This is a genomic window from Clostridium omnivorum (assembly GCF_026012015.1).
Taxonomy (GTDB): domain Bacteria; phylum Bacillota; class Clostridia; order Clostridiales; family Clostridiaceae; genus Clostridium_AX; species Clostridium_AX omnivorum.
The window spans coordinates 3,400,931-3,422,680 of the sequence record NZ_BRXR01000001.1; the positions used below are offsets into that span (position 1 = coordinate 3,400,931).

20 protein-coding genes are annotated in these 21,750 nt (G+C 32.8%); 18 read left to right on the top strand and 2 right to left on the bottom strand.

What is annotated here, in order from left to right:
- Positions 1-104 precede the first annotated feature (104 nt).
- The 4 genes from bsdE14_RS15940 (at position 105) to bsdE14_RS15955 (ending at position 5,328) form a co-directional block, all read left to right on the top strand.
- Positions 105-974 carry an SPL family radical SAM protein gene (locus bsdE14_RS15940; protein ID WP_264850991.1) on the top strand — a complete coding sequence of 290 codons (870 nt, stop codon included), beginning with the start codon at positions 105-107 and terminating at the stop codon, positions 972-974.
- 292 nt (positions 975-1,266) lie between these two features.
- The gene (locus bsdE14_RS15945) at positions 1,267-2,562 is read left to right on the top strand and encodes a hypothetical protein (protein ID WP_264850992.1); all 1,296 of its coding nucleotides are present in this window, start codon (positions 1,267-1,269) and stop codon (positions 2,560-2,562) included.
- A gap of 39 nt (positions 2,563-2,601) precedes the next feature.
- Entirely contained in the window at positions 2,602-3,675 is a 1,074-nt protein-coding gene (locus bsdE14_RS15950) for a S66 family peptidase (protein WP_264850993.1), read from the top strand.
- A 210-nt stretch (positions 3,676-3,885) separates the two neighbouring features.
- A complete protein-coding gene (locus tag bsdE14_RS15955; RefSeq protein WP_264850994.1) occupies positions 3,886-5,328 on the top strand; it encodes an NAD(P)/FAD-dependent oxidoreductase in 1,443 nt (480 codons plus the stop codon).
- Positions 5,329-5,441: 113 nt separating this feature from the next.
- Here bsdE14_RS15955 and bsdE14_RS15960 read toward each other — a convergent pair whose 3' ends face one another.
- Positions 5,442-5,966: an HXXEE domain-containing protein gene (locus tag bsdE14_RS15960; RefSeq protein ID WP_264850995.1), complete on the bottom strand. Its 525-nt coding sequence runs from the start codon at positions 5,964-5,966 to the stop codon at positions 5,442-5,444.
- Positions 5,967-6,136: 170 nt separating this feature from the next.
- On the opposite strand from bsdE14_RS15960, the gene bsdE14_RS15965 reads away from it, so the two are divergent.
- The 14 genes from bsdE14_RS15965 to hflX all read left to right on the top strand — a co-directional run bounded on the left by bsdE14_RS15965 (position 6,137) and on the right by hflX (position 18,785).
- Positions 6,137-7,018 (top strand): SDR family NAD(P)-dependent oxidoreductase, encoded by an 882-nt coding sequence (locus bsdE14_RS15965; RefSeq protein ID WP_264850996.1) that lies wholly within the window; start codon positions 6,137-6,139, stop codon positions 7,016-7,018.
- 193 nt (positions 7,019-7,211) lie between these two features.
- Positions 7,212-7,460: a DUF1653 domain-containing protein gene (locus bsdE14_RS15970; RefSeq protein ID WP_264850997.1), complete on the top strand. Its 249-nt coding sequence runs from the start codon at positions 7,212-7,214 to the stop codon at positions 7,458-7,460.
- Positions 7,461-7,462: 2 nt separating this feature from the next.
- Positions 7,463-7,933, top strand: a complete 471-nt coding sequence (locus tag bsdE14_RS15975) for a hypothetical protein (RefSeq protein ID WP_264850998.1) — start codon at positions 7,463-7,465, stop codon at positions 7,931-7,933.
- Between the two features lie 219 nt (positions 7,934-8,152).
- Positions 8,153-8,872, top strand: a complete 720-nt coding sequence (locus bsdE14_RS15980) for a hypothetical protein (protein WP_264850999.1) — start codon at positions 8,153-8,155, stop codon at positions 8,870-8,872.
- Between the two features lie 116 nt (positions 8,873-8,988).
- Positions 8,989-10,365 carry an MATE family efflux transporter gene (locus tag bsdE14_RS15985; RefSeq protein WP_264851000.1) on the top strand — a complete coding sequence of 459 codons (1,377 nt, stop codon included), beginning with the start codon at positions 8,989-8,991 and terminating at the stop codon, positions 10,363-10,365.
- Positions 10,366-10,385: 20 nt separating this feature from the next.
- Positions 10,386-10,904 carry an NUDIX hydrolase gene (locus tag bsdE14_RS15990; RefSeq protein WP_264851001.1) on the top strand — a complete coding sequence of 173 codons (519 nt, stop codon included), beginning with the start codon at positions 10,386-10,388 and terminating at the stop codon, positions 10,902-10,904.
- Positions 10,905-11,021: 117 nt separating this feature from the next.
- Complete coding sequence (locus tag bsdE14_RS15995; RefSeq protein ID WP_264851002.1) at positions 11,022-11,570, top strand: signal peptidase II; 549 nt, start codon at positions 11,022-11,024, stop codon at positions 11,568-11,570.
- Between the two features lie 155 nt (positions 11,571-11,725).
- Positions 11,726-12,136, top strand: coding sequence for a peptide deformylase (locus bsdE14_RS16000; protein WP_264851003.1), 411 nt, complete (start codon positions 11,726-11,728; stop codon positions 12,134-12,136).
- 58 nt (positions 12,137-12,194) lie between these two features.
- Entirely contained in the window at positions 12,195-12,455 is a 261-nt protein-coding gene (locus bsdE14_RS16005) for a hypothetical protein (protein ID WP_264851004.1), read from the top strand.
- A gap of 278 nt (positions 12,456-12,733) precedes the next feature.
- On the top strand, positions 12,734-13,783 hold the full coding sequence (locus bsdE14_RS16010; RefSeq protein ID WP_264851005.1) for an ArsR/SmtB family transcription factor: 1,050 nt from the start codon (positions 12,734-12,736) through the stop codon (positions 13,781-13,783).
- 173 nt (positions 13,784-13,956) lie between these two features.
- On the top strand, positions 13,957-14,082 hold the full coding sequence (locus bsdE14_RS16015; protein WP_264851006.1) for a hypothetical protein: 126 nt from the start codon (positions 13,957-13,959) through the stop codon (positions 14,080-14,082).
- A 63-nt stretch (positions 14,083-14,145) separates the two neighbouring features.
- Positions 14,146-15,201, top strand: coding sequence for an HRDC domain-containing protein (locus bsdE14_RS16020; protein WP_264851007.1), 1,056 nt, complete (start codon positions 14,146-14,148; stop codon positions 15,199-15,201).
- 746 nt (positions 15,202-15,947) lie between these two features.
- Complete coding sequence (locus bsdE14_RS16025; RefSeq protein WP_264851008.1) at positions 15,948-17,426, top strand: Lsa family ABC-F type ribosomal protection protein; 1,479 nt, start codon at positions 15,948-15,950, stop codon at positions 17,424-17,426.
- Positions 17,427-17,516: 90 nt separating this feature from the next.
- On the top strand, positions 17,517-18,785 hold the full coding sequence (gene hflX / locus bsdE14_RS16030; protein ID WP_264851009.1) for a GTPase HflX: 1,269 nt from the start codon (positions 17,517-17,519) through the stop codon (positions 18,783-18,785).
- Positions 18,786-19,065: 280 nt separating this feature from the next.
- On the opposite strand, the gene bsdE14_RS16035 is transcribed toward hflX, so the two are convergent.
- Positions 19,066-21,456 (bottom strand): DUF5050 domain-containing protein, encoded by a 2,391-nt coding sequence (locus bsdE14_RS16035; protein WP_264851010.1) that lies wholly within the window; start codon positions 21,454-21,456, stop codon positions 19,066-19,068.
- Positions 21,457-21,750: the final 294 nt, after the last annotated feature.

Consider the following 21,750-nt stretch of genomic DNA (forward strand, 5'->3'; position numbering starts at 1 on the left):
AAATTTTTATAGGTGATCATAGAGTAAATGTCACTGCTGCGCCCAAGAATAGTAATAAAATGTGCCAAGCATTAAGGTCACTAGGCACGGAAAGGTTAGTTATTATGCACTACAAAGAAGTTAAAGGAATACTATCGCCAAGTAACGGCATGAATATATATAGAGGCTGTACTCATGGCTGCATTTATTGTGACAGCAGAAGTAAATGCTATAACATGGATCATGCTTTTGAGGATATAGAGGTTAAAAGCAATGCGGTGGAACTGCTTACGGAAGCTCTTAAGAGAAAGAGAAAAAAGTGTATGATTGGTACTGGAGCAATGACTGATCCCTATATCCATCTAGAGAATCAGCTAATGCACACAAGAAAAGCACTTGAGGTGATAGATAAATATGGCTTTGGTCTCAGCATTCAGACTAAATCAAATCGCATTCTTCGGGATTTGGATTTGCTTAAAAGTATAAATGAAAAGGCTAAGTGCGTGGTACAGATGACACTAACCACCTACGATGAGAACCTGTGCAGAATAATTGAGCCAGATGTAAGCACCACAAAGGAACGATTTGAAGTTTTAAAGATAATGAGGGACAATAAAATACCTACAATTGTTTGGCTGGATCCTATTTTACCCTTTATAAATGATACGGAAGAAAATCTTAGAGGTATTTTAGAATACTGCCTTGAAGCCAAGGTATATGGAATTTTGTGCTTTAATATGGGATTAACCTTAAGGGAAGGAAACAGAGAGTATTTTTACGCTAAGCTAGATAAGTATTTTCCTGGCTTAAAGGAAAAATATCATAAAAAATACGGCTACAGCTATGAAATTCTTAGTGATAACAATGATGCCTTGATGGATATTTTCAAGAGAACCTGCAGAGAAAATGGAATAGTGTACAAGGCTAATGATATTTTTAAGTATATGCATGCCTTTGAAGAAAAGCAGGAGGCAGAGCAGCTTACTCTTTTCTAGACGAGTAGGTGGGACGATTAGTAATAGTAAAGCTAAATAATCACCAAGCTTATTTATTAGGCTAGTGATTATTTTTTGTCTATTTATCATATTTATAAATGAAAATCAGATGATTTTAGCAGTTCAAAGTATATGAGAGGAAAAAATCCCATTTGATGTTTAAAAAACTTTAATAAAATTCAATTTTTCATTAAAGTTTGCATAAATGCATACGAAAGAAGTATAGAAAGAGTATATAAAAAGCGTTAATTATTGTAAAGCTTAATATATGTAAAAGGGCAAGGAGAGAATTATGAGAATTACTGACTTTTTTAAAGCAAAGGATATTATGGATAAGATTATCACCAGAGCTAAAAGTACTGAGAAAGATGTTGTGGATAAGCTTATTGATAGGCTTCAATGCTCTGATGAAGATAAAAGAGAAAATGCACTAGATGTACTTTCTTCTATGGACCTTACCGTAGCTGAAGGAATAAAGGTATTAGAGGCAGCTAAAAAGAGTTATCCCAAGAGTAAGTTTGATTGGAAGGATATCTCCACTGATTTAATCGATATATGTGCTAACAGGCCCTACAGCGAATACGTATTGAAAATAGATGATATATATGATCGGCTTAATGCTAAGGCAAAAAATTCGGCTTTAAATTTTCTTGCAAAGTATGAAAGTGAACAGGCAATAATAACTTATCTTAAGCTGCTGGAAAAGGATTATGAGAAGATGGATAGGCTGCCTTCTGGAAGCTTAAATAAAAAGCCAAGAAATGGAGATATACTATTTCCTGGGTTATTAAAATTTGTAGATAATAAAAACATTACAGTGGATATATACATGATATTATTAACTTACTTTAGTAATGGCGTTGTAAGAGCTGAGCAAATCGAAAATTCAAAGGCCATGATAGTTAAGGATATAGTAGAAATGTCTCAAAGAATAATGAGCTTTGAGCTTCAGGATAGTAGATCCTTTTGGAACAATGGAGAATATTTGGACCTTAGATATGAGGCAGGAGTTTACTTTGATCTTGCAGGCTATATAAATAGCCCAGAGGTTATTTTAGCACTAAGAAACATAATGCAAGTAAAGGACATGAGACTGAAGATGTTTGCTGCTGTTTCCCTTATAAGACTTGGAAAAACAATCAGCCCTGAGGATGCCCTAGAAATTGCAGCAGACAGTGAGGTTAGAAACTGGTTTTATATAAATCTTGAAAAGCTAGAAAAAGAAGATATATTTCCTGAGCAATATAGAACCCAACATGCCTTTGCAGAATCAAACATGGTGGATTGGCTTATTTATCCAACAGAGCTTGGAAGAGTACCTGATTACATTGAGTTAATGAATGTATTTGATAATGAGGAAGAAGAATACTATTTATTCCGCTTTAAATGCAATAATGATGAAGACGGCTGGCTGGCGGGAGTATCCGGACCCTATGAGAAAGATGAAATACCAACTACCTCAGCAGGAGGCTATACCTTTAGCCACTTTGAAAAATGGGAAAGCAAAACACCAGAGGAGCATTTAAATGCTATAGTTGAAAATATAAGTGAATACTGGATGAAGAGAGCAGAGGAACTAGAGGCCTAAAGAAGCAGAACATTATATATTTGATATGGGGATGATAATATGAAAAAGCCAAAGGTACTAGCTAAAGGGGACAAGGTTGCAGTGGTTAGCTTATCAAGCGGTATACTTGGTGAAGCTTTTGCCGAGCATGAATTAAAACTTGGAAGTAAGAGACTTAAGGAGTTTGGATTAGAACCGGTCTTCATGCCAAATACCCTTAAAGGAATAGAATATTTAAAAAGTCACCCTGAAGCCAGGGCACAGGATTTAAAGGACGCCTTTTATGATAAAGCTATAAAAGGAATTATATGTGCAATTGGCGGAGATGATACTTATAAAACCTTGCAGTATTTATTAGAGGATCAAGATTTTATTAATGCTGTACATAATAACCCTAAATTGTTTACAGGGTTTTCAGATACAACAATTAATCATTTGATGTTTTATAAGCTTGGAATGGCTACTTTTTACGGACCTAATTTCATTTGTGATTTGGCTGAATTAGAGCACCAAATGCTGCCATATACAAAACGGGAATTCTTGAAGTATTTTAATAATGATAGCGAAAGCTGTATTGAATCAAGCAAGGTATGGTATAAGGATAGAACAGATTTTTCCATAATTTCCCTTGGAACCAGCAGAATAGGTCATCTAGAAAAAAGAGGCTACGAAGTTTTACAGGGAAGTGGAAGCTTTAAAGGAAGACTGCTAGGTGGCTGTATGGAGAGCTTATACCATATATTAACCAATACTCGCTACATAGATGAAAAGGATGTATGCGAAAAGTACGGTATTTTCCCATCCTTAGATGAATGGAAAGATAAAATATTGTTCCTTGAAACCTGTGAAGAAAAACCAAAGCCAAGTATATTTGAAAAAGAGTTAAATACATTAAAAAGCACAGGCGTTTTTGATGTAATAAGCGGCATAATTGTTGGCAAGCCTCAAGATGAACAATATTATGATGAATATAAAGAAGTTTTTTATAAAGTTATTGATAATAAAGAATTACCCATCCTCTATAATGTGAATTTCGGACATGCATATCCAAGATGTGTTATTCCATATGGAATTGAAACAGAGGTGGATTTAGATAAAAAAAGCATTACCTTTAAGGAAAGTTTTTTTCAGTAATTGGAGAACTTGTGAATAGGTTTCAGAAGGTGAAACCTCACAATAAAATTGCTATTATCTTATTATATATATTCCCTCTTAAAAAGCTAGTTTTAGTATAAATTCTAAGACTAGCTTTTTTTAAATAGAGCCAAACTATGGTAAAATATAATATAGAATGAGGAGAAGGGAATGAGTTAAATTCTTTACTAAAAATTAGGGGGTATTTTCATGTATGATGTTTGTATTATAGGTGCTGGAGTTGTTGGGGCAGCTATTGCCAGAGAGTTATCAAAATATGATTTAAGTATATGCCTTATTGAGAAAGAGGAAGATGTTGCTTTAGGGGCATCAAAGGCTAATAGTGGAATTGTACATGGAGGATATGCAGCAAAGCATGATACTTTAAAAGGAGAATTGTGCATAAAAGGAAATAAGTTATATAGTGAGCTTAATAAGGAACTTAACTTTGGTTTTAGAGAGACAGGGGCCTTGGTTTTAGGTTTTTCTCTAGAGGATGAAAAGAAAATTAGAGAGCTTTACGAAAATGGACTAAAGGTTGGATGTGAAGATTTAGAGATACTACATGGAGAAGAAATTAGAGAGATAGAGCCTAATATTAGTAGTGAGGCAAAGGTAGCTCTGTATTGTAAAAGTGTAGGGGTTGCTTCCCCTTATGAACTTGTAATTGCCCTTGTGGAAAATGCTATAGATAATGGTGTTGAGCTTAAGCTGGAATCCGAAGTTTTAGGAATTAAAAAAGAAGATGATAAATTTAATATAAAAACAAGCAATGAAGATATACAAAGCAGGTATGTTATAAATGCTGCAGGCCTATACAGTGATAAGGTGGCAGAAATGATTGGAGTTAAGGATTTTTCTATTGTACCTAGAAGGGGGCAGTATGTACTGCTTGGAAAAGATCAAGGACATCTAGTAAAAACTGTAGTCTTTCAAGTTCCTACTGAAAAGGGCAAAGGAGTACTTGTTACAACCACATACCACGGAAACTTGATGATTGGACCCAATGCAGAGGAGACTTATGATAAGAATGATGTAGGAACAACTATAGAAAGCCTTACACAGGTTATTAGTGCAGCGCGAAAATCTATAAAAGCTTTTGACATAAGAAAATCACTCACTACCTTTTCAGGAATAAGGGCTGTAAGCAGTACAGGAGATTTTATAATAGGAGAATCCAGGGTTAATGGGTTTATAAATGCTGCAGGTATTGATTCCCCAGGACTTACATCTTCACCAGCTATAGCAGAAAAAGTTTTACAGATACTTCATGAAGCAGGCTTGAAGCTTGTAAAAAAATCAAACTTTATTTCCTATAGAAAGCCAATAATAATTAAAAAGGATGAAACTTTTAATGGAACAATTGATGATGCTGATCCAGCAAAGAATATAATATGCAGATGTGAAAAAGTTACTGAAGCAGAGATTTTAGACTCAATGAGAAGAGGAATAATGGTAAAAACTGTGGATGGTATAAAGAGACGTACTAGAGCTGGTATGGGACCATGTCAAGGAAACTTCTGCAGAGAAAGAGTGAAGGCAATAATTGCAAGAGAACTGAACATGAAAAAAGAGGAAGTAATGCAGAGAGGAGCTTTGGAAGCTTCACCTGAAAGAGTAAGCATAAATTTGATTAGAAAGTGTGGAGTATAAATAGGCTATGTTTTATTATAGTGTTGATAATATGATAATTTTCAAGAGAAGTCATTTTGGGACTTCTCTTAATTCACATTTTACTAAATTTTAAATTATGTTCATTTGCTTTGCTATTCATATTGTGATAACCATTTGCTAAGTATATCCATACCTTTGTGAACAAAGACTAAATTGACCACTATAATTATTAAGGCCAAAATAGAATACAAGACAACAGCTTTTAACTGAAATAATTTTACTATATTTTTAAGAATATAAATACATATAGGCAAACAAATAATGCTTGTAATAACAGCAGGCACATATTTTTTTACTATCAATGCTTGCAAACAATGTATTACCAAATGTAAAGTAAATACAATAAAAAATCCTACCCATAGGATATACCAATTTGTCACATAAGAGACAACAGTAATTATACTAATCAAAATAAATTCTTCTGCTACGCCAAATGCGAAAGATGATGTTGTAATATTATCAAAATGAGGTAATAACCTTTTTGATAATGTAGGAAATCTTTCACATAAATATTGTCTATACTTACTTATCCACCATTGCATGAAAATTATCTCTTCAAAATCGTGAAAAATAAAAAGTATAGGAAACAGCCATACAACTATTTTTATATCATTCATCCTCATCCCTCCTAGAAGCCTATTGTATAAGTGATTTTCATGTATTATTACAAATATGGATTACATTATAGTTTAATTATAACATTAACTTCAATATAAAGATGGTATAAGTGCCTAATAGTGGGAAGCTAAAATATATAAAGATTTTATTTAATAAAAGGGGGAGAATTATGAGTGGATTAGAAAACAAGATATGCCTAGTTACAGGAGCTAGCTCAGGAATTGGTAAGGGTGTGGCAAAAATAATGGCTCAAATGGGGGCTCAGGTCATCATGGTAAGTCGAGATAAGCCTAGAGGAAAAGAGGCTTATGAGGAAATCAAAGGTATTTCAAAAAATGCTGTGGATTGGATGCCTGCAGACCTATGCTCTATAGAATCTATTAATAGACTCTCTGAAAATTTAAAGGATAAATATCCTAAGTTGGATATTCTTTTTAACTGTGCTGGAGACAAGATTATGAAAAAGTATAGCACAATAGATGGCTTTGATGGATTATTTTTTAGTAACTACCTAGGACACTTCTTACTAACAAACCTGCTGTTTGAAATGCTTAAAAATGGCGCTTCTTCAAAAGTTATTACAATTTCTGGGCGAGGTCATAAAGCTTCAAAGACTGAAGGCAATTTTAATGGAACCATTAATTTTGATGATTTACAAGGAAGTAAACACTTTTCTTATGGCAAATATGCTAAGCAGGCTACACTAGCAAAAATACTGTTTACCTACGAGCTTAGCAGAAGATGGAAAGACTATGGGATTGCAGCAACCACCCTATGTCCAGGACTTACACGTACAAGTCAAGGTGAGTATTTTCCACTGCCTTTAAAAATGCTAGTACCATTAGTTTATATGCTAAAAGATACACAAACTCCAGAAGAAGGAGCTATGCATCTAGTAGAATTAGCAAAAAAGGAAAATGGAGAAATAAACGGAAAATATTTTGAAGGCGATAAAAAAGGATTGTTTGAAGCCAAGTCTTCAGATGAATCATATGATATGGCGGCCGCAAAAAAGCTTTGGATAGAAAGTGAAAAATTACTTAGTCTGTAACAAGCTTTTTAAACCTAAGAGGTAAATTAAAGACATATACAATTTATCAGATGAAGTAAAAGCAGAACACATAAAAAGTGTTAATAGGTTATAAAGCTTGATATAATGGAAAGTGTGATGAAATGGGGAATACTCATTTCTATTTAAAACTTAAGGATTTCAAAAATTGTACGAAGAAAGCAGGAGACTCATAATGGAAGAAAAAGTCGAGGACAATATAAATTCAACTGAAAGAACACTAAAGACAGGCAGTATCTACAAACACTTTAAAGGTAATGAATACCTTGTGCTGCACCTAGCAAGACACTCTGAAACCTTAGAGGAATTGGTGGTTTATCAAGCACTGTACGGTGAAAGAGGTATATGGGTAAGACCATTAAAAATGTTTTTAGAGCAGGTTGAAGTGGATGGAAAAATGATGAATAGGTTTGAGGAGAAATAAAAATGAAAACAATTTTCTTAAGTTTTACCCCAGAACCTTTCTATGAACCCATTACAAAGGGAGTAAAGCGATATGAATATAGAAGTAGGTTTTGCAATGAAGAATGTTATGCATATCTATATTTAAGTGCGCCTGTGCAAAAGGTAGTTGCAAGAATTAAGTTTGGTAAACGTATCGAATTAGAGAGTTGGGAAAAAGAATTTAGTGATGATGAGGAAGCAATGAAGAGGCTAAAGGAGTTTAAAACGGAAGGAAAAAGATATGCCATACCAATATTGGAATTTCAAGAAATTGCTCCTGTAACTCTAAAAAGGATAAAGGAGCAATTTACAGATTTTAGACCTCCGCGCTCATATTATATTTTAGATAATAATCCTCTATTATTAGAATATCTAGATAGCATACAACTTTTAGGAAATAAGCTTGTAAATGATTTAACTTGCATAGAGTCAGCTGAGGTATGTACGTATTGATTATCTAGAAATGGATAAAAATAAAATCCGGTAGGATCTCACAAAGAATATCCTATCGGATTTAGTTTGTCAAAAATTATTTTATAATTGTAGATGAAGTTTTTTTAGCTTACAATAGACAGAGAATATCTGTTTATTATTTTCCGTAAAACTCAAGAATTTAGCATAAACGACAAAACTCATAGTATATTATATTTTGAATGGAAGGGGAACATGTTAATGGTTAATATAAATAATGTACTTTCAAGAGCGCAGCAGTTGCCAGGTGAAGGAGCGGAAATATATAGGCCTAATAAAAATTATGAGCTAATAGGTTTACATTCTACATTTCTTTGGAATTATTGCGATGTGGTTACATACCACCAAATTGTTGCTGATAGATTGAAGACTTTATATAAAGAAATCGATGTGGCATATGAAGAGTTTAGGGCAAAACGTGAAAAAATAGATTTAAAGAATATGGATGATGAAGAAGCTGAAATGTATAACTATCGCTTATCAATGGCCCTCACTGGACTAAGAGATAGGGAGTCAGAAATAGATTCATCCGCTGCTTTTCTAAAGAATAATTATATAATACTTTTATGGGCTATGGTGGAACAATACCTTGGAAAAACACTGGCCATTGGAGAAAAAAACATAAAAGGTTCATCAGCAGGCGGATCACATGTATGGAGAAATACTGTTACTAGCTTTAGTAAAATAGGTATTGATGTAAAAGCATGTAAGGGATATTCCAATATTGATGAATGCAGAGTACTAAATAACAAAATAAAACATGTAGGAGCTGTTGACGAAGATTTGGCTAAGTATCCATATTTTAGTAGCTTTTTAGGTAAAGATTTAAATACAATGGATTTTGAATTACAAAGGTATACAGATTCTGTTTTTGAATTTGTTGGTAATGTTATGGAAGAAGTGGATTTAAAGATGGTATAACTGCTTAACTGTGCTGGAGATAAGAAGAAATAGGTATATATTATTAAATATGCTATAATTGAATAAGCATTTTTAAGCTGAATTTATTTTTAGTGTACTTAAGGGAGATATAAAATTTGGATACGAATTTGACAGAGGGCAAAATTTTTAAGAAATTGATTATTTTAGCACTGCCTATTATGGGAACATCATTTATACAAATGGCCTATAATTTGGCGGACATGCTATGGGTTGGAGCTATAGGCTCAAGAGCTGTTACAGCTGTTGGAACTGCAGGATTTTTTACCTGGTTTGCCTCTGCTTTCATAACCATTCCGCAAATAGGTGCTGCAGTTGGAATAGCACAATCAGTAGGAAAGAAGGATGCAGAGGAAACTAAAAGCTATATAAGACATTCAGTGCAGCTTACTGTGATTTTAGCACTGCTCTATGGTGTTTCTATATTCATATTTAGAAGACAGTTTATAGGCTTTTTTAATCTTAAGAGCGAAGATATTATAAACAATGCATCAAGTTTTCTAGGCATAATATCACTGGGTATGGTTTTTTTCTTTTTATCTCCAGTTCTTACAGCTATCTTCAATGGACATGGGGACAGCAGGACACCTTTCATAATTAGCACTATAGGGCTGGCAATAAATATCGTTCTGGACCCTTTTTTGATATTAGGAATTGGGCCTTTCCCAAGGCTAGAGGTTTCCGGAGCAGCTATCGCAACCATATTTGCTCAGTTTTTTACAGCAACAACATATATTTTTGTTATAAAGAAAAGAACTAATTACTTTAAGGGAATTCATTTTCTACATAAACCTGACTGGAAACATATGAGTAAGATAGTGAGATTTGGGTTGCCTGTATCACTACAGAGTGGAGCCTTTACGTTAATAGCTATGATAATTGCAAGAATACTTTCGAATTGGGGGCCTACCCCTATTGCTGTGCAAAGTGTGGGTTCACAAATAGAGTCCATATCCTGGATGACCGCTGGAGGCTTTCAAACAGCTTTAGCAGCTTTTGTCGGTCAAAACTTAGGTGCGAAAAAGTGGGATAGAATTTATAAGGGATATTTTACAGCCATAGGCATTATTTCTGTTATAGGATTAATAACGTCAAGTCTCTTAATATTCTTGCCAGGACCAATTTTCTCGATTTTTATACGCGAGAAGGATGTTGTAAAAGAAGGAATAGTATATCTTAGAATACTTGGGGTTTCGCAATTTTTTATGTGTATTGAAATAACCACTGCAGGAGCCTTTAATGGACTTGGAAGAACAGTACCGCCTTCTCTAAATGGTATTGTTTTTAATGCCTTGAGAATTCCAGGTGCAATACTATTATCAGCAGAATTAGGTTTGTCCGGAGTTTGGTGGAGCATAAGTCTCAGCAGTATAATGAAAGGTATCATATTAACAAGTTGGTTTATTATTTTTCTCAGCAGGCATCCAGAAATAGGGGCAAGAAACATTTTTTCCTTTAAAAGATTGAGAACCTGATGAAGTATGGAGGAATAAACTTGGTTGAATTTTGGGATATATTAGATAAAAACGGTAATGTAACAGGACGTGTTCACCAGCGTGGCAAGCCCATGAACAAAGGCGAATTTCACCTTGAGGTTTATGTTTGGATTGAGAACGACAACGGTGAATACCTTATATCGAAAAGGTCCCCGAACAAGACGTTCCCCAATATGTGGGAATGCACGGGCGGAAATGCGGTTGCGGGAGATGATAGCTTGGCTACGGCATTGAAAGAAGCAAAAGAAGAATTAGGTATTATTCTTGAGCCGCAGAACGGACGAATGATTCAACATCTCTTACCGTGTAGCGATGTTGAATGTCGGGGGTTGGCTGATGTTTGGTTATTTCGGCAAAATGTAGACATATCAACCGTAATTTTTGCTCCTGATGAAACCTGCAATGCAATGTGGGCAAGCCGTGATGAAATTAACCGTATGATTGACGAGGGAACATTCACAACATGGGAACAATACAAATACATTGACGAATTGTTTGAGGAAATTAAAATGGATTGATGGATTGCACACAGTATAAGCATTTTTAGTACCAAACTACTACACAACTTTCTTATAAAACGTCACATTGGTAGTTTTATACAGAGATTACTTAATATTAGGTGGTGGAGAGTAAATATGAAAATTCAAAATAAAATGGCATGTTTAGCGGTACTTTTTTTAGTATCAATAGAGCAGGTTATTAAAATAGTAATTTACAACAATTTTCTTGACAAAAAATCTCCTATATTGTCTCCTATACTATACTTTGAGCCTAGGTTTAATAGGGATTATTCATGGCTTAATTCTATGTTACAATTAGGTATCAGTAAATGGATACATATTTCAGTAGTAGCTATTATGAGTATATTAATATATCTATTTTATAAATATCTAAATAAACAATTTGGAAATAACAAAATTATTGATATCATGTATGCTTTTATTTTTTCTGCTGCTATATGTTCATTAATTGACAAGATTTTTTGGAATGGTAGTTTAGATTACATCTTAGTAAATGGTTTTTTTACATTTGACTTAAAAGATGTATACATTAATATTTTTATTGGATTACTAATCTTATCATTGCTTTTAAAAAACGAAGTTTTAAACCAAATTGATGAAAACATAGTAAAAAATTTTACTAAATATATTCTACGAAAATTAAAAGTAATAATTAAACATTGAAAGAACAAAATTTTTTAATGATTGAGTTGAGTCACAATGTTCATATATGACGAATTATAAACAAAGTTATACACAGAAAAAGGCATAGAACGAAAGGAAGTGAGTTTTGGTGAGGGTTTGGTACTTATAATACAATCTCTCACTAAAGATAAATTATGATAAAACCAATTATAAAAGATATATTATTTTTAGGACAAAAATCAGAAGAGGCAACTAAAGATGATATAGCAGTAATTGATGATTTAATAGATACATTAAGAGCAAACCTTGAAATGTGTGTTGGATTGGCTGGTAATATGATTGGAGTAAAAAAGCGTATATTAGTATTTGCAGTAGGCAACCTTATTGTACCTATGATAAATCCAGTTGTATTAAATAAAGAAAGGATTTATGAAACTGAAGAGAGTTGTTTATCTTTAATTGGCTTTAGAAAAACAAAGAGATATGAAAAGATAGAAGTGGAGTATCTTGATAGAAATTTTAAGAAGCAAAAGCAAGTGTTTACTGGATTTACAGCACAAATAATTCAACATGAAATGGATCATTTTGAAGGTATAATAATCTAATTGAATAATTAAAATATGAAGAAAAATAGGTATGTAAAAAAAGAAAGAGAGTAAAAAGATGGAAAAGTTTTATAAAGCTATAGAGGAAAAAATAAGAAAGTCAGGATATCCTGGAGAAGTCAGTGGCGAAGAAATCTACGCTGAAATAAGTGATGAGGCCGAGGATCAAGAAGAAGGAAGTTACTTATTCATGAAGAAGCAAAATGATGATAGCATGTTCGAGTACAGAGTGGATATTTTAGAGGACAATATTAATTTAGCAACCCTAACGATACATACACCAAAAGGAAATTACTTTATTGATTTTGATGCTGAATAGATAGACGTATTAGAGATGTTTTTGGAGCAGGTTGAAGTTGAGGTAAAACCTACTTAATGGGCTGTATTTAAATATATTGGTGAAAATGAAGATTGCGTAGGCGAAGACTTGGAGATATTTTAATAATATTTCCAAGGCTTTTTTTATTTTTTGAATTAGAAAAATATTTGAATTAAGATTAGAAATTTATCTAATTTAGTTCACAATTTTTAAAAGCAGCATATATATGAATTAGAGAGATATCTAATTTAAAAATAGATGAAAATTAGGAGGGTAATATGAGAATAACCTTTGATGAGCAGATGGGACATATAGTAGATATATTTACAAGTTTAGAATTCATAGCCGAAGATGGTGATGATGAAGCGTTTAGTAAATATCAAATAAAACAGAATGAAAAGGTAGAAAGGGCTATAGAAGAATTAAAAGAAAGCCCTAACATGAACCTGGAGAAAATTAGATTTTTCTTTAAGGATGAGACAAAGATTTTTTCTTCCTTGCTTCAGATTAAAGAATTATGGAATAAGAATTTAACTGAGGTTTTAGATCTCATAAGAAATAAGGGTGAGGATGAAATAAAATATAACCTTGTGAAAGAACTTACATATGGTATGGCACTACCAGAAGAAGAAATTCAACAAATAACTTTTTCTAATGAAAGTTTTATAATGTTTATAAAGGAATTAAACATCAGTGCTGAAGGAAAGTGGAATTTATTTTTGTTTACACAAGATATTAAAATTTATTTAGAAGAATTTACTGTGCTTATAAATGAGTACCTTCCTATTTACAGCAAAGTCACCAAAAAATATAGCAGATATGCAGAGAAAGAGGCGCAGTATTATAAAGATAAAATAGAAGAAAAAGGCATGGGATTTATTAATGAATTACTTAGAGATGCAGTAGATACGGAAGAAGGAATAGATGAAATTTCAGTATCCTTCATGTTTTATAACTGTTATAGCATTATTTCCAGTACCGTAGAAAAATCAAGATACTTGCTAACAGGAATAAGATGTGAAGAGTTAATTAATAAAATTTGTGGTAATACGGATATAGAAAATAATCTTTTAATCTTAAAAAACTTAAGTGATAAAACTAGATATGGTATTTTAAAGCTTCTATCTCAAAGGCAGAGCTATGGGCTAGAGCTGGCTGAACGGTTTAAATTAACAAATGCTACTATATGTTATCATATGAGCTATTTGCAGTTTTCCAAGCTAGTGCAAATAGAAAAAAAGGATCATAAAGCCTATTATACTTTAAATAAAGAAGTGCTAAGAAAATGCTTTGAGTTTTTCTATAAGGAATTTGGCTTATATAAATAAAAATGAATCCGGAGGTGGATATATTATGATTATAAAATGGATGAAATTAAAAAAGAATTTTGACTATAAAATGATAGTCTTAGAAAATCAGCACATCACATTAGTTTCAAGTAATTTAAGGTAATTAGTAACTTTATATTAAATATACTTTAAAGGAGCCAGTTTTAGCGGTAGTGCTAAGGCTGGCTTTTTTAATAGAAGCTAAAAGTAATAAATATGAAATAAGACTTGATGATAAAGAGGAGCATTATGAATTACTGGAAGCAAAGCTTCAGGAAGAGGTTAAGGAATTCAGATAATATGTAAAATGTTTGCAAAATATGGTATAATCTGCTTATATCATACATGAGGTGAGCAATAAAATGGGATTATTTAATAGAATGAAAGAACCGGTTTTTCTTAAGGAAAGCAGCGATGCAGAAGTACAATTAGACAAGCTTAAAGCATTAGAATCCTTACTTAATGCAGAAGGGCAAAATATAATAAAACAAGATATAAAACGCCTTGAATATGGAATTGCAGGAGAAAAGAATATTGAATTTGAATTAAAAAATAGTCATATGCCTATGTGTATTTTGCATGATATCTATCTTGAGGATGGGGATTTGAGCGCCCAAATAGATTATCTTGTGTTTACAAAGAAGATTTGCTTCGTTATCGAATGTAAAAATCTTTATGGAGATATTGAAATAAATAATTCTGGTGACTTTATTCGCACCATAGAATTTGGTGGCAGAAGGAGGAAAGAGGGAATTTATTCTCCTATTACACAGAATCAACGACATTTGGAATTAATGAAGAAAATTAAGAATGACAAAAATAATAATATATTGATGAAATATATGGCTGGAAGATACTTTGAAGATTTTAATAAATCAGTAGTAGTTTTGGCTAATCCTAAGACTGTACTTAATGCAAAGTATGCAAAGAAAGAAGTAAAAGAGAAAGTTATCCGTGCTGATCAGTTGATTCAATATATTAAGGAAATGTACGCAAATTCCAAAGTAGCAGCTGATTCTGAAGATAAAATGTTAACTTGGGCTCAATCATACTTGGATTTACATAGGGATGTTGAGAAAGATTATACTGGAAAATATGAGCAGTATAAAATTGATATAGTAACGCCACAGAAGGTAGACGAAGAAGTACCAGCTCCAGTAGAAGAGAGAATCACAATAAGAGTAGACGAGGTTCCAGTTGAAGAAACGAATATTTTTAAAGAATTAAAGGCATATCGTTTAGATAAGAGTCGTGAAGAAAAAATAAAACCGTATTTCATTTATAATGATAATCAGTTAAAGGATTTAATTGCAAAAATGCCTAGAAACAAGGAAGAACTACAGAGAGTTGTGGGATTTGGTGAAATAAAGGCAAATAAGTATGGTGATGATATCTTGAAAATTATAAAGAAATATTAGATTAATGAACTATAAGGATAGAGTATTAAAAAATAAGCTTCCTATCATCCATATACTTGTTAGGCTAATAATGCGAAGCTAGGATGAAGATAGAAGAATGGCTAGATGTGAGAAAATTTTAGAATATGATATAGTGAACCTTATCATAAATGACGTAGACTTTTTTGTATAAGCATTATAAAATAGGACTTACCATGATAAAGTGGGGCCTTGTTTATTCTTATGTTGAATACAATATTAGTCAGTGTTTAAAACTTAGGATACATAAGGATTGTTCTTATTATGCCATAGATTACCTTGAACTGTTTGTTGCAATATGAAAGTAAGTGTGATATAATCTGAGCAAATATGATGATTGGAGTTGGAAAAATGATTAAATTTTCTTGCTAGTTTTACAAAGCATAATAAAGTTGTGGGGTCGTACAATACCACTTTTTTGTTGTGCCTATGCAAGAAATTAATTGTTTTTTCGCTCAGAAAATATATACTCGTCATGCCTCTAATAGGGGTTTGCCTTTGCTGTATTTGTGAGCTGCAAGAATAATAATTTCTTGCAGCTCTTATTTTTTACAAGTCATGACAATAATTAGGAGGGATTATACATGGATAATAAAGATACTTCGCTAACGCATGATAATCTTCATATAGAGCCGGATATTTCGGGCGACATTTATATGAAGTAATACCAGTCGCCTAAGATTCCGACTTTGTTATTTATACTTTTAATTACAAAGGAGGATAAAAATATGTCTTTAATAAATGTAACAAACCTGACCTTCTCTTATGAAGGCAGTTATGATAATATTTTTGAAAATGTAAGCTTTCAAATTGATACCGATTGGAAATTGGGCTTTACCGGAAGAAATGGACGAGGAAAAACTACATTTCTGAATCTTTTACTTGGTAAATATGAGTACACTGGAAATATTTCAGCGAATGTAACCTTTGAATATTTTCCTTATGAGGTGAAGGAAGAAGAAAATTTTACTATAGATATCATAAGAGAAATCAGTCCAAATTCAATGGGTTGGGAGATAATGAAAGAATTATCACTTTTAGATATAGACGATGATGCTTTATACAGACAGTTTTATACACTATCAAAAGGAGAAAAGACCAAAGTATTGCTTGCTGCTATGTTTTTGAAGGAGAACTCCTTCTTACTTATTGATGAACCTACCAATCATTTAGATGCTGAAGCTAGAAAAAAACTAAGTAATTACCTTAGAAAAAAGAAAGGATTTATTCTTATCTCACACGATAGGTACTTTCTGGATAATTGTATTGATCATGTTCTTTCAATAAATAAGACAAATATAGAAATACAAAAAGGTGATTTTTCTAACTGGTGGGAAAATAAGCAAAGGCAGGATAACTTTGAGCTTGCAGAAAATGAGAAGCTTAGAAAAGATATTAATCGCTTATCAGAGTCTGCTAAACGAACAAGTAATTGGTCCAATGAAGTAGAAAAATCAAAAAAAGGAACAACAAACTCTGGCTCTAAGCTGGATAAAGGTTATGTTGGACATAAAGCTGCTAAGATGATGAAACGCTCTAAGTCAATTGAAAGCAGACAGCAAGTTGCTATTGAAGAAAAGTCTAAGCTTCTCAAAAATATCGAAAGCTCCGACAGCCTGAAGATGTCCCAACTTGTTTATCATAAAAACAAACTTGTGGAACTTGAGAATGTTTCGATTTTTTACGGTGACACCATGGTCTGTAAAGATGTTAGCTTTAGTATTGAGAAAGGTGAGCGAATTGCACTTAAAGGTAAAAATGGCTCAGGAAAATCAAGCCTTATCAAGCTTATTTGTGGTGAAGATATAAACTACACAGGTAATTTCAATAAAGGAAGTCAGCTTAAAATATCCTATGTGTCCCAGGATACATCTCAGCTTAAGGGGAGCTTAACTGACTACGCTTTAGAAAGCAATATTGACGAAAGTCTTTTTAAAACTATTTTAAGGCAGCTTGATTTTTCAAGAACTCAATTTGAAAAGGATATGTCATCTTTTAGCGGTGGCCAAAAGAAAAAAGTACTCATTGCAAAAAGTCTTTGTGAGAAAGCTCATTTGCATATCTGGGATGAACCACTTAATTTTATTGATATTATCTCTCGTATGCAGATAGAAGAGTTACTGCTTAAATATTCACCAACCTTACTGTTTGTGGAACATGACAGCGAATTTTGCAAAAATATTGAAACAAAGATTTTTGAGCTTTAGCCTTATGAATGAGAGTATGTTAAAAGGGGTAGTGACAGGACTACCCTTTTTATTTGTATAAAGTGGAATGCAATGGAGGTCGTAAGTTGTATGGAACAAGAACAAAGAGCAATAATTGTAGGCTGTAATCTCAAGAATGATAAAGAATTTTTTAATATGATGAAGGAGCTGTCTAGCCTAGCTGATGCATGTGATATTGAGGTAGTTGGTGAAATTACTCAAAAGTTAGAACGAGTGTATTTCTCTCATTATCTAGGTAAGGGAAAAATCCAAGAATTGTTTACATTAATTCATGAGAAAGATGTGAACGTGGTTATTTTTAATGATGAGTTGTCTCCTTCACAAATTCGCAATTTGGATACAGCTTTAAAATGCAAGGTAATAGATAGAACGACTCTGATTTTGGACATTTTGGCTAAGAGAGCTAAAAGCAAAGAAGCACAGCTGCAGGTAGAAATAGCAAAATTACAATATGTTCTGCCGAGAGTAACTGGACTTGGAGGATCATTAAGTCGGCAGGAAGGAAGTGTAAGATTTATAAGCAGAGGTTCAGGAGAAACAAAACTTGAACTTGATCACAGAAAGATTAAGGATAAAATCAGTGGGCTGCAAGCAGAACTGGAAACACTTGTAATTCAACGTCAGAATCAAAGAAAACAGCGCAAAAAATCAGGAATACCGGCAGTTGCTTTGGTAGGATATACAAACGCAGGTAAGTCAAGCATTATGAATTCCTTGATAGACTTGTACGGTTCTTCAATTGATAAGAAGGTATTTGAAAAGGATATGTTATTCGCTACATTAGAAACTTATGTAAGAAACATTAAGCTGCCCAATAATAAATCCTTCCTGTTAAGTGATACAGTAGGGTTTATCAGTAAGCTACCTCACCAGCTTGTAGATGCATTCCGCTCAACTTTAGAGGAAATTACTGAAGCTGATATGCTGGTTCATGTAGTTGACTATTCAAATCCTAATTACAAACAACACATTGAAGTTACAAAGGATACACTAAAAGAGTTAGGTGCAGATACTATACCTATTATTTATGCTTATAATAAGACAGATTTAGTAGAGGGTGAAATCACAAAAGATGAGAAAGACTGTATATATATTTCTGCTAAAAATAAAGCAGGAATAGATGAGCTAGTAAATGAAATTTCCAAGAGGGATTTCCTACAGCACGTTTTCTGCCAGCTGCTAATCCCATATGAAAAAGGAAATATATTGTCATACCTTAAGGATAATGCCAATATCAAATCAACTGAGTATAATAGTGATGGAGTGCTGATATCCATGGAATGTAAGGAATCAGATTATGAAAGATATAAGCAATTTGAAAGCCTGATTAAAATATAGTTATCTTTGTATAGTCACACTAGTATTTATTAGCAGTTCTTATCGACTTAAAATAAATCTACTAAAAATTATATTATATTTTGTAAGGAAGTTTAAAATTACTAAAGGGAACCGTATCATAAATAACGGAGGTTTTTGTTCAAGTGATGGCTTTGGATACAATCTTAAAATATTTTTTTAATTGATTGCAGCAAAGAAGAGGCTGCAGATAGATTATGTAAAAACAAATCTGTCTGCAGCCCAATTTGGCATTATAGATGAGTTGGCGATGTCTTGGAAATTAAGAAACTATCTGAACATCAGTGCCGTCGGTTCTTACTTTGTAAAGCAAATTATCCTCTGCAGGGTTTTCAAAATAGATCCAACCACCTATAACGTTTTTTATTTGGCCATCAAAGGTTGTAAAATGTATAACCTTGGTTCCATCCAGTGAAATTTTATTATTAGATAAATATATATAATAATTATCAGTAAATATTTTGCCACCTATGCCGTTTTCCAAGACGGTATATCCGGTACCATCGATATTAATCTTGCAAAGTGCACCACTGCCAGAATCACTTGTGTAATAAACTGCAGTGTTAACTACTAGAATTGTATGATTAACGTTCAGATAATCTTTTCTTAGCAATTGTAATGCGGTACCATCAGTTTTGACTTTATACAGGCCATAAGTAAAATATTCATTGTCAAAATAAACCCAATCTCCAGATACGCGGTATTGTCGTATAGGCTGATCAATAACCATTGTTTTTATATTAGTTAAAACATTGACTTTGTATAATCGTTCATCATTTGAATTAGAAAAATAGAGGTAAGAACCATCTAATTGCATATTCCATGTAGTCCCATCGCACATTTTAACTTTGTTGGTTCCATCTAAATTCATTCTATATATAGAACCACTATTAAGTTCTGCAAAATATATATAACTATCTTTTACATTAATTGAAGTATAGAAGCCTTCTGCTAATAATCGTGTCTTACCAGTACCATCAGTTTTAATCCTATACAAGTAGTTATTATCCCATATATTAAGATAATAAACCCAATCACCTATTTGAGCAATAACCTGGCCGCTTGGGGTATTGTCATTCTGAACAACCGTCAGATTTAATTTGATACGTTTATCATAACCATCGACAATACCTTCAATTGAATAGTTTCCTACTGTATCGGTACTAAGTTGACCAAGCCAATGAACAGGTAAGTTTTTTGTTGTTCCGTCACTAAAAACTGCCGGAACTTCATTGGGCAGTGATAATTGCTGTCCTTTATTTCTAGTCTTATTTAAGTCACTAACGCTGATGCCTGAGTAAACCGTTACTGTTAATTTGGCTTTTCCAGGATAGCCTTCAACTGTTCCATACAAGGTATAGGTACCTGGAGTAGATGTGTCCACTGTAGATGAATTCCAGGTGACATCTGCATTTATTGCACCCCCATTCCAGCCGGTTGTTACTGCATATACTGTTTTGGGTGGGGCATAAGAAGTACCCTTTAATACTGTTTGGAAAATATCCGGGACGTTCGATATTGTATAGGAACCAAAAGGGATTTGAGTGTTATCAGGATTTAACACATACATTACCGGCGACTCATCATCGATAAAATAAACCGAATCATCAACTACATTAACAAAGAATCCTCCGTTATTGGTATAACAAGAAGTCGGCCTTCCATCCAGAGTGATAGCTGTCTCTACCATAGTGCTCAGCATTATTCCGTAATAAATCTTGCCTTTTGAGACATTAATAAAGGCGGATTCCTGGGAATTTAATTTCGTATTGCTTGTCCCATCTAAATTCATTCTATAAATACAATAGTTATCATTGCCGTTGGTGTAATAAATCCATCCATTATATATATTGATTTCCTCTATAATACCGGTGCAAATCTTTCTATTATCCGTTCCGTCTATATTTATCCTATAAAGTGAATAGCTGTCCGAATCATCAATGTAGTATATATAGTTATCTACTACATTGATGTATGAAACTTGATCTTTAGTTAATTTCTTTTTCTGAGTACCATCAATATTAATACTGTAAATCGAGTTATTATCCGTTCTGTTAATATAGTAAAGATAGCCATTTGAAATATTTGTGGAAATTGTAAGATCTGTATTCAATCGCACTTTGCCGCTTCCGTCAGTTTTTATTTTATATAAATATCCATTGTCGGAGAAGTTAGAATAATAAATCCAATCGCCAATAACATTTATATATAAAGAATTATCTGAGTTAAGCTTGGTTATTGAGGTAATGTTATAATTCATTTTGTATAAGTAACCGTTATCATTCTGATTACTATAGTATCTGTAAGTGCCCTTCTTGGCTATTAAGCCAAAATTATTTATGTTTCCAAAGGTATTTCCCTGTTCTTTACCCAAAGCCCGCGCAATTAAAGTTAAATCGTAAATATCTACGATATTATCTTTGTTGATGTCATAATCAGAAGACCAATTCTCACTCTTGCTTGAACAGTTATATCTTTTTCCAAGCTCAGCGAGATCCTTCATGTCAACTATCCAATCATCATTTACATCGAAATTTTCGAAAGAAAGCGTTGAGGAATCAACTGCAGCCTTTACAGTATAGGAATTATAATCTGTGATTCCCAAAAAAAGTAGAAGTAAGGTATAGACTATCATAAGTAAGACCTTTTTCAAGAAAAATTCCCCCCATTTTTTATTTTAATATGTATATAGATTAGAAATATTATGGATTTTAAGTATAATTATATCATATGAGTATAAAATTCTCTTTAAATATTATTATTTAAAATTAAAAATTCGATATGCTGCGTTCTGTTAAGATATAGAGCAAGTGGTATATAACCTCAGAAACTAGAATTACGGTGAACCGTATCATAAATAACGGAGGTCTTTATAAAGAGATTTATTTAGTCATACCTCTACCATTGAATAGAGCGACTATACTATGAAAGTAGTATAGTCGTTTTA

Excerpts from the sequence above, each read along its gene's own strand:
- bsdE14_RS15940 (WP_264850991.1), top strand. The coding sequence starts at position 105 with ATGCACTACAAAGAAGTTAAAGGAATACTATCGCCAAGTAACGGCATG.
- bsdE14_RS15945 (WP_264850992.1), top strand. The coding sequence starts at position 1,267 with ATGAGAATTACTGACTTTTTTAAAGCAAAGGATATTATGGATAAGATT.
- bsdE14_RS15950 (WP_264850993.1), top strand. The coding sequence starts at position 2,602 with ATGAAAAAGCCAAAGGTACTAGCTAAAGGGGACAAGGTTGCAGTGGTT.
- bsdE14_RS15955 (WP_264850994.1), top strand. The coding sequence starts at position 3,886 with ATGTATGATGTTTGTATTATAGGTGCTGGAGTTGTTGGGGCAGCTATT.
- bsdE14_RS15960 (WP_264850995.1), bottom strand. The coding sequence starts at position 5,966 with ATGAATGATATAAAAATAGTTGTATGGCTGTTTCCTATACTTTTTATT.
- bsdE14_RS15965 (WP_264850996.1), top strand. The coding sequence starts at position 6,137 with ATGAGTGGATTAGAAAACAAGATATGCCTAGTTACAGGAGCTAGCTCA.
- bsdE14_RS15970 (WP_264850997.1), top strand. The coding sequence starts at position 7,212 with ATGGAAGAAAAAGTCGAGGACAATATAAATTCAACTGAAAGAACACTA.
- bsdE14_RS15975 (WP_264850998.1), top strand. The coding sequence starts at position 7,463 with ATGAAAACAATTTTCTTAAGTTTTACCCCAGAACCTTTCTATGAACCC.
- bsdE14_RS15980 (WP_264850999.1), top strand. The coding sequence starts at position 8,153 with ATGGTTAATATAAATAATGTACTTTCAAGAGCGCAGCAGTTGCCAGGT.
- bsdE14_RS15995 (WP_264851002.1), top strand. The coding sequence starts at position 11,022 with ATGAAAATTCAAAATAAAATGGCATGTTTAGCGGTACTTTTTTTAGTA.
- bsdE14_RS16000 (WP_264851003.1), top strand. The coding sequence starts at position 11,726 with ATGATAAAACCAATTATAAAAGATATATTATTTTTAGGACAAAAATCA.
- bsdE14_RS16005 (WP_264851004.1), top strand. The coding sequence starts at position 12,195 with ATGGAAAAGTTTTATAAAGCTATAGAGGAAAAAATAAGAAAGTCAGGA.
- bsdE14_RS16010 (WP_264851005.1), top strand. The coding sequence starts at position 12,734 with ATGAGAATAACCTTTGATGAGCAGATGGGACATATAGTAGATATATTT.
- bsdE14_RS16020 (WP_264851007.1), top strand. The coding sequence starts at position 14,146 with ATGGGATTATTTAATAGAATGAAAGAACCGGTTTTTCTTAAGGAAAGC.
- bsdE14_RS16025 (WP_264851008.1), top strand. The coding sequence starts at position 15,948 with ATGTCTTTAATAAATGTAACAAACCTGACCTTCTCTTATGAAGGCAGT.
- hflX (WP_264851009.1), top strand. The coding sequence starts at position 17,517 with ATGGAACAAGAACAAAGAGCAATAATTGTAGGCTGTAATCTCAAGAAT.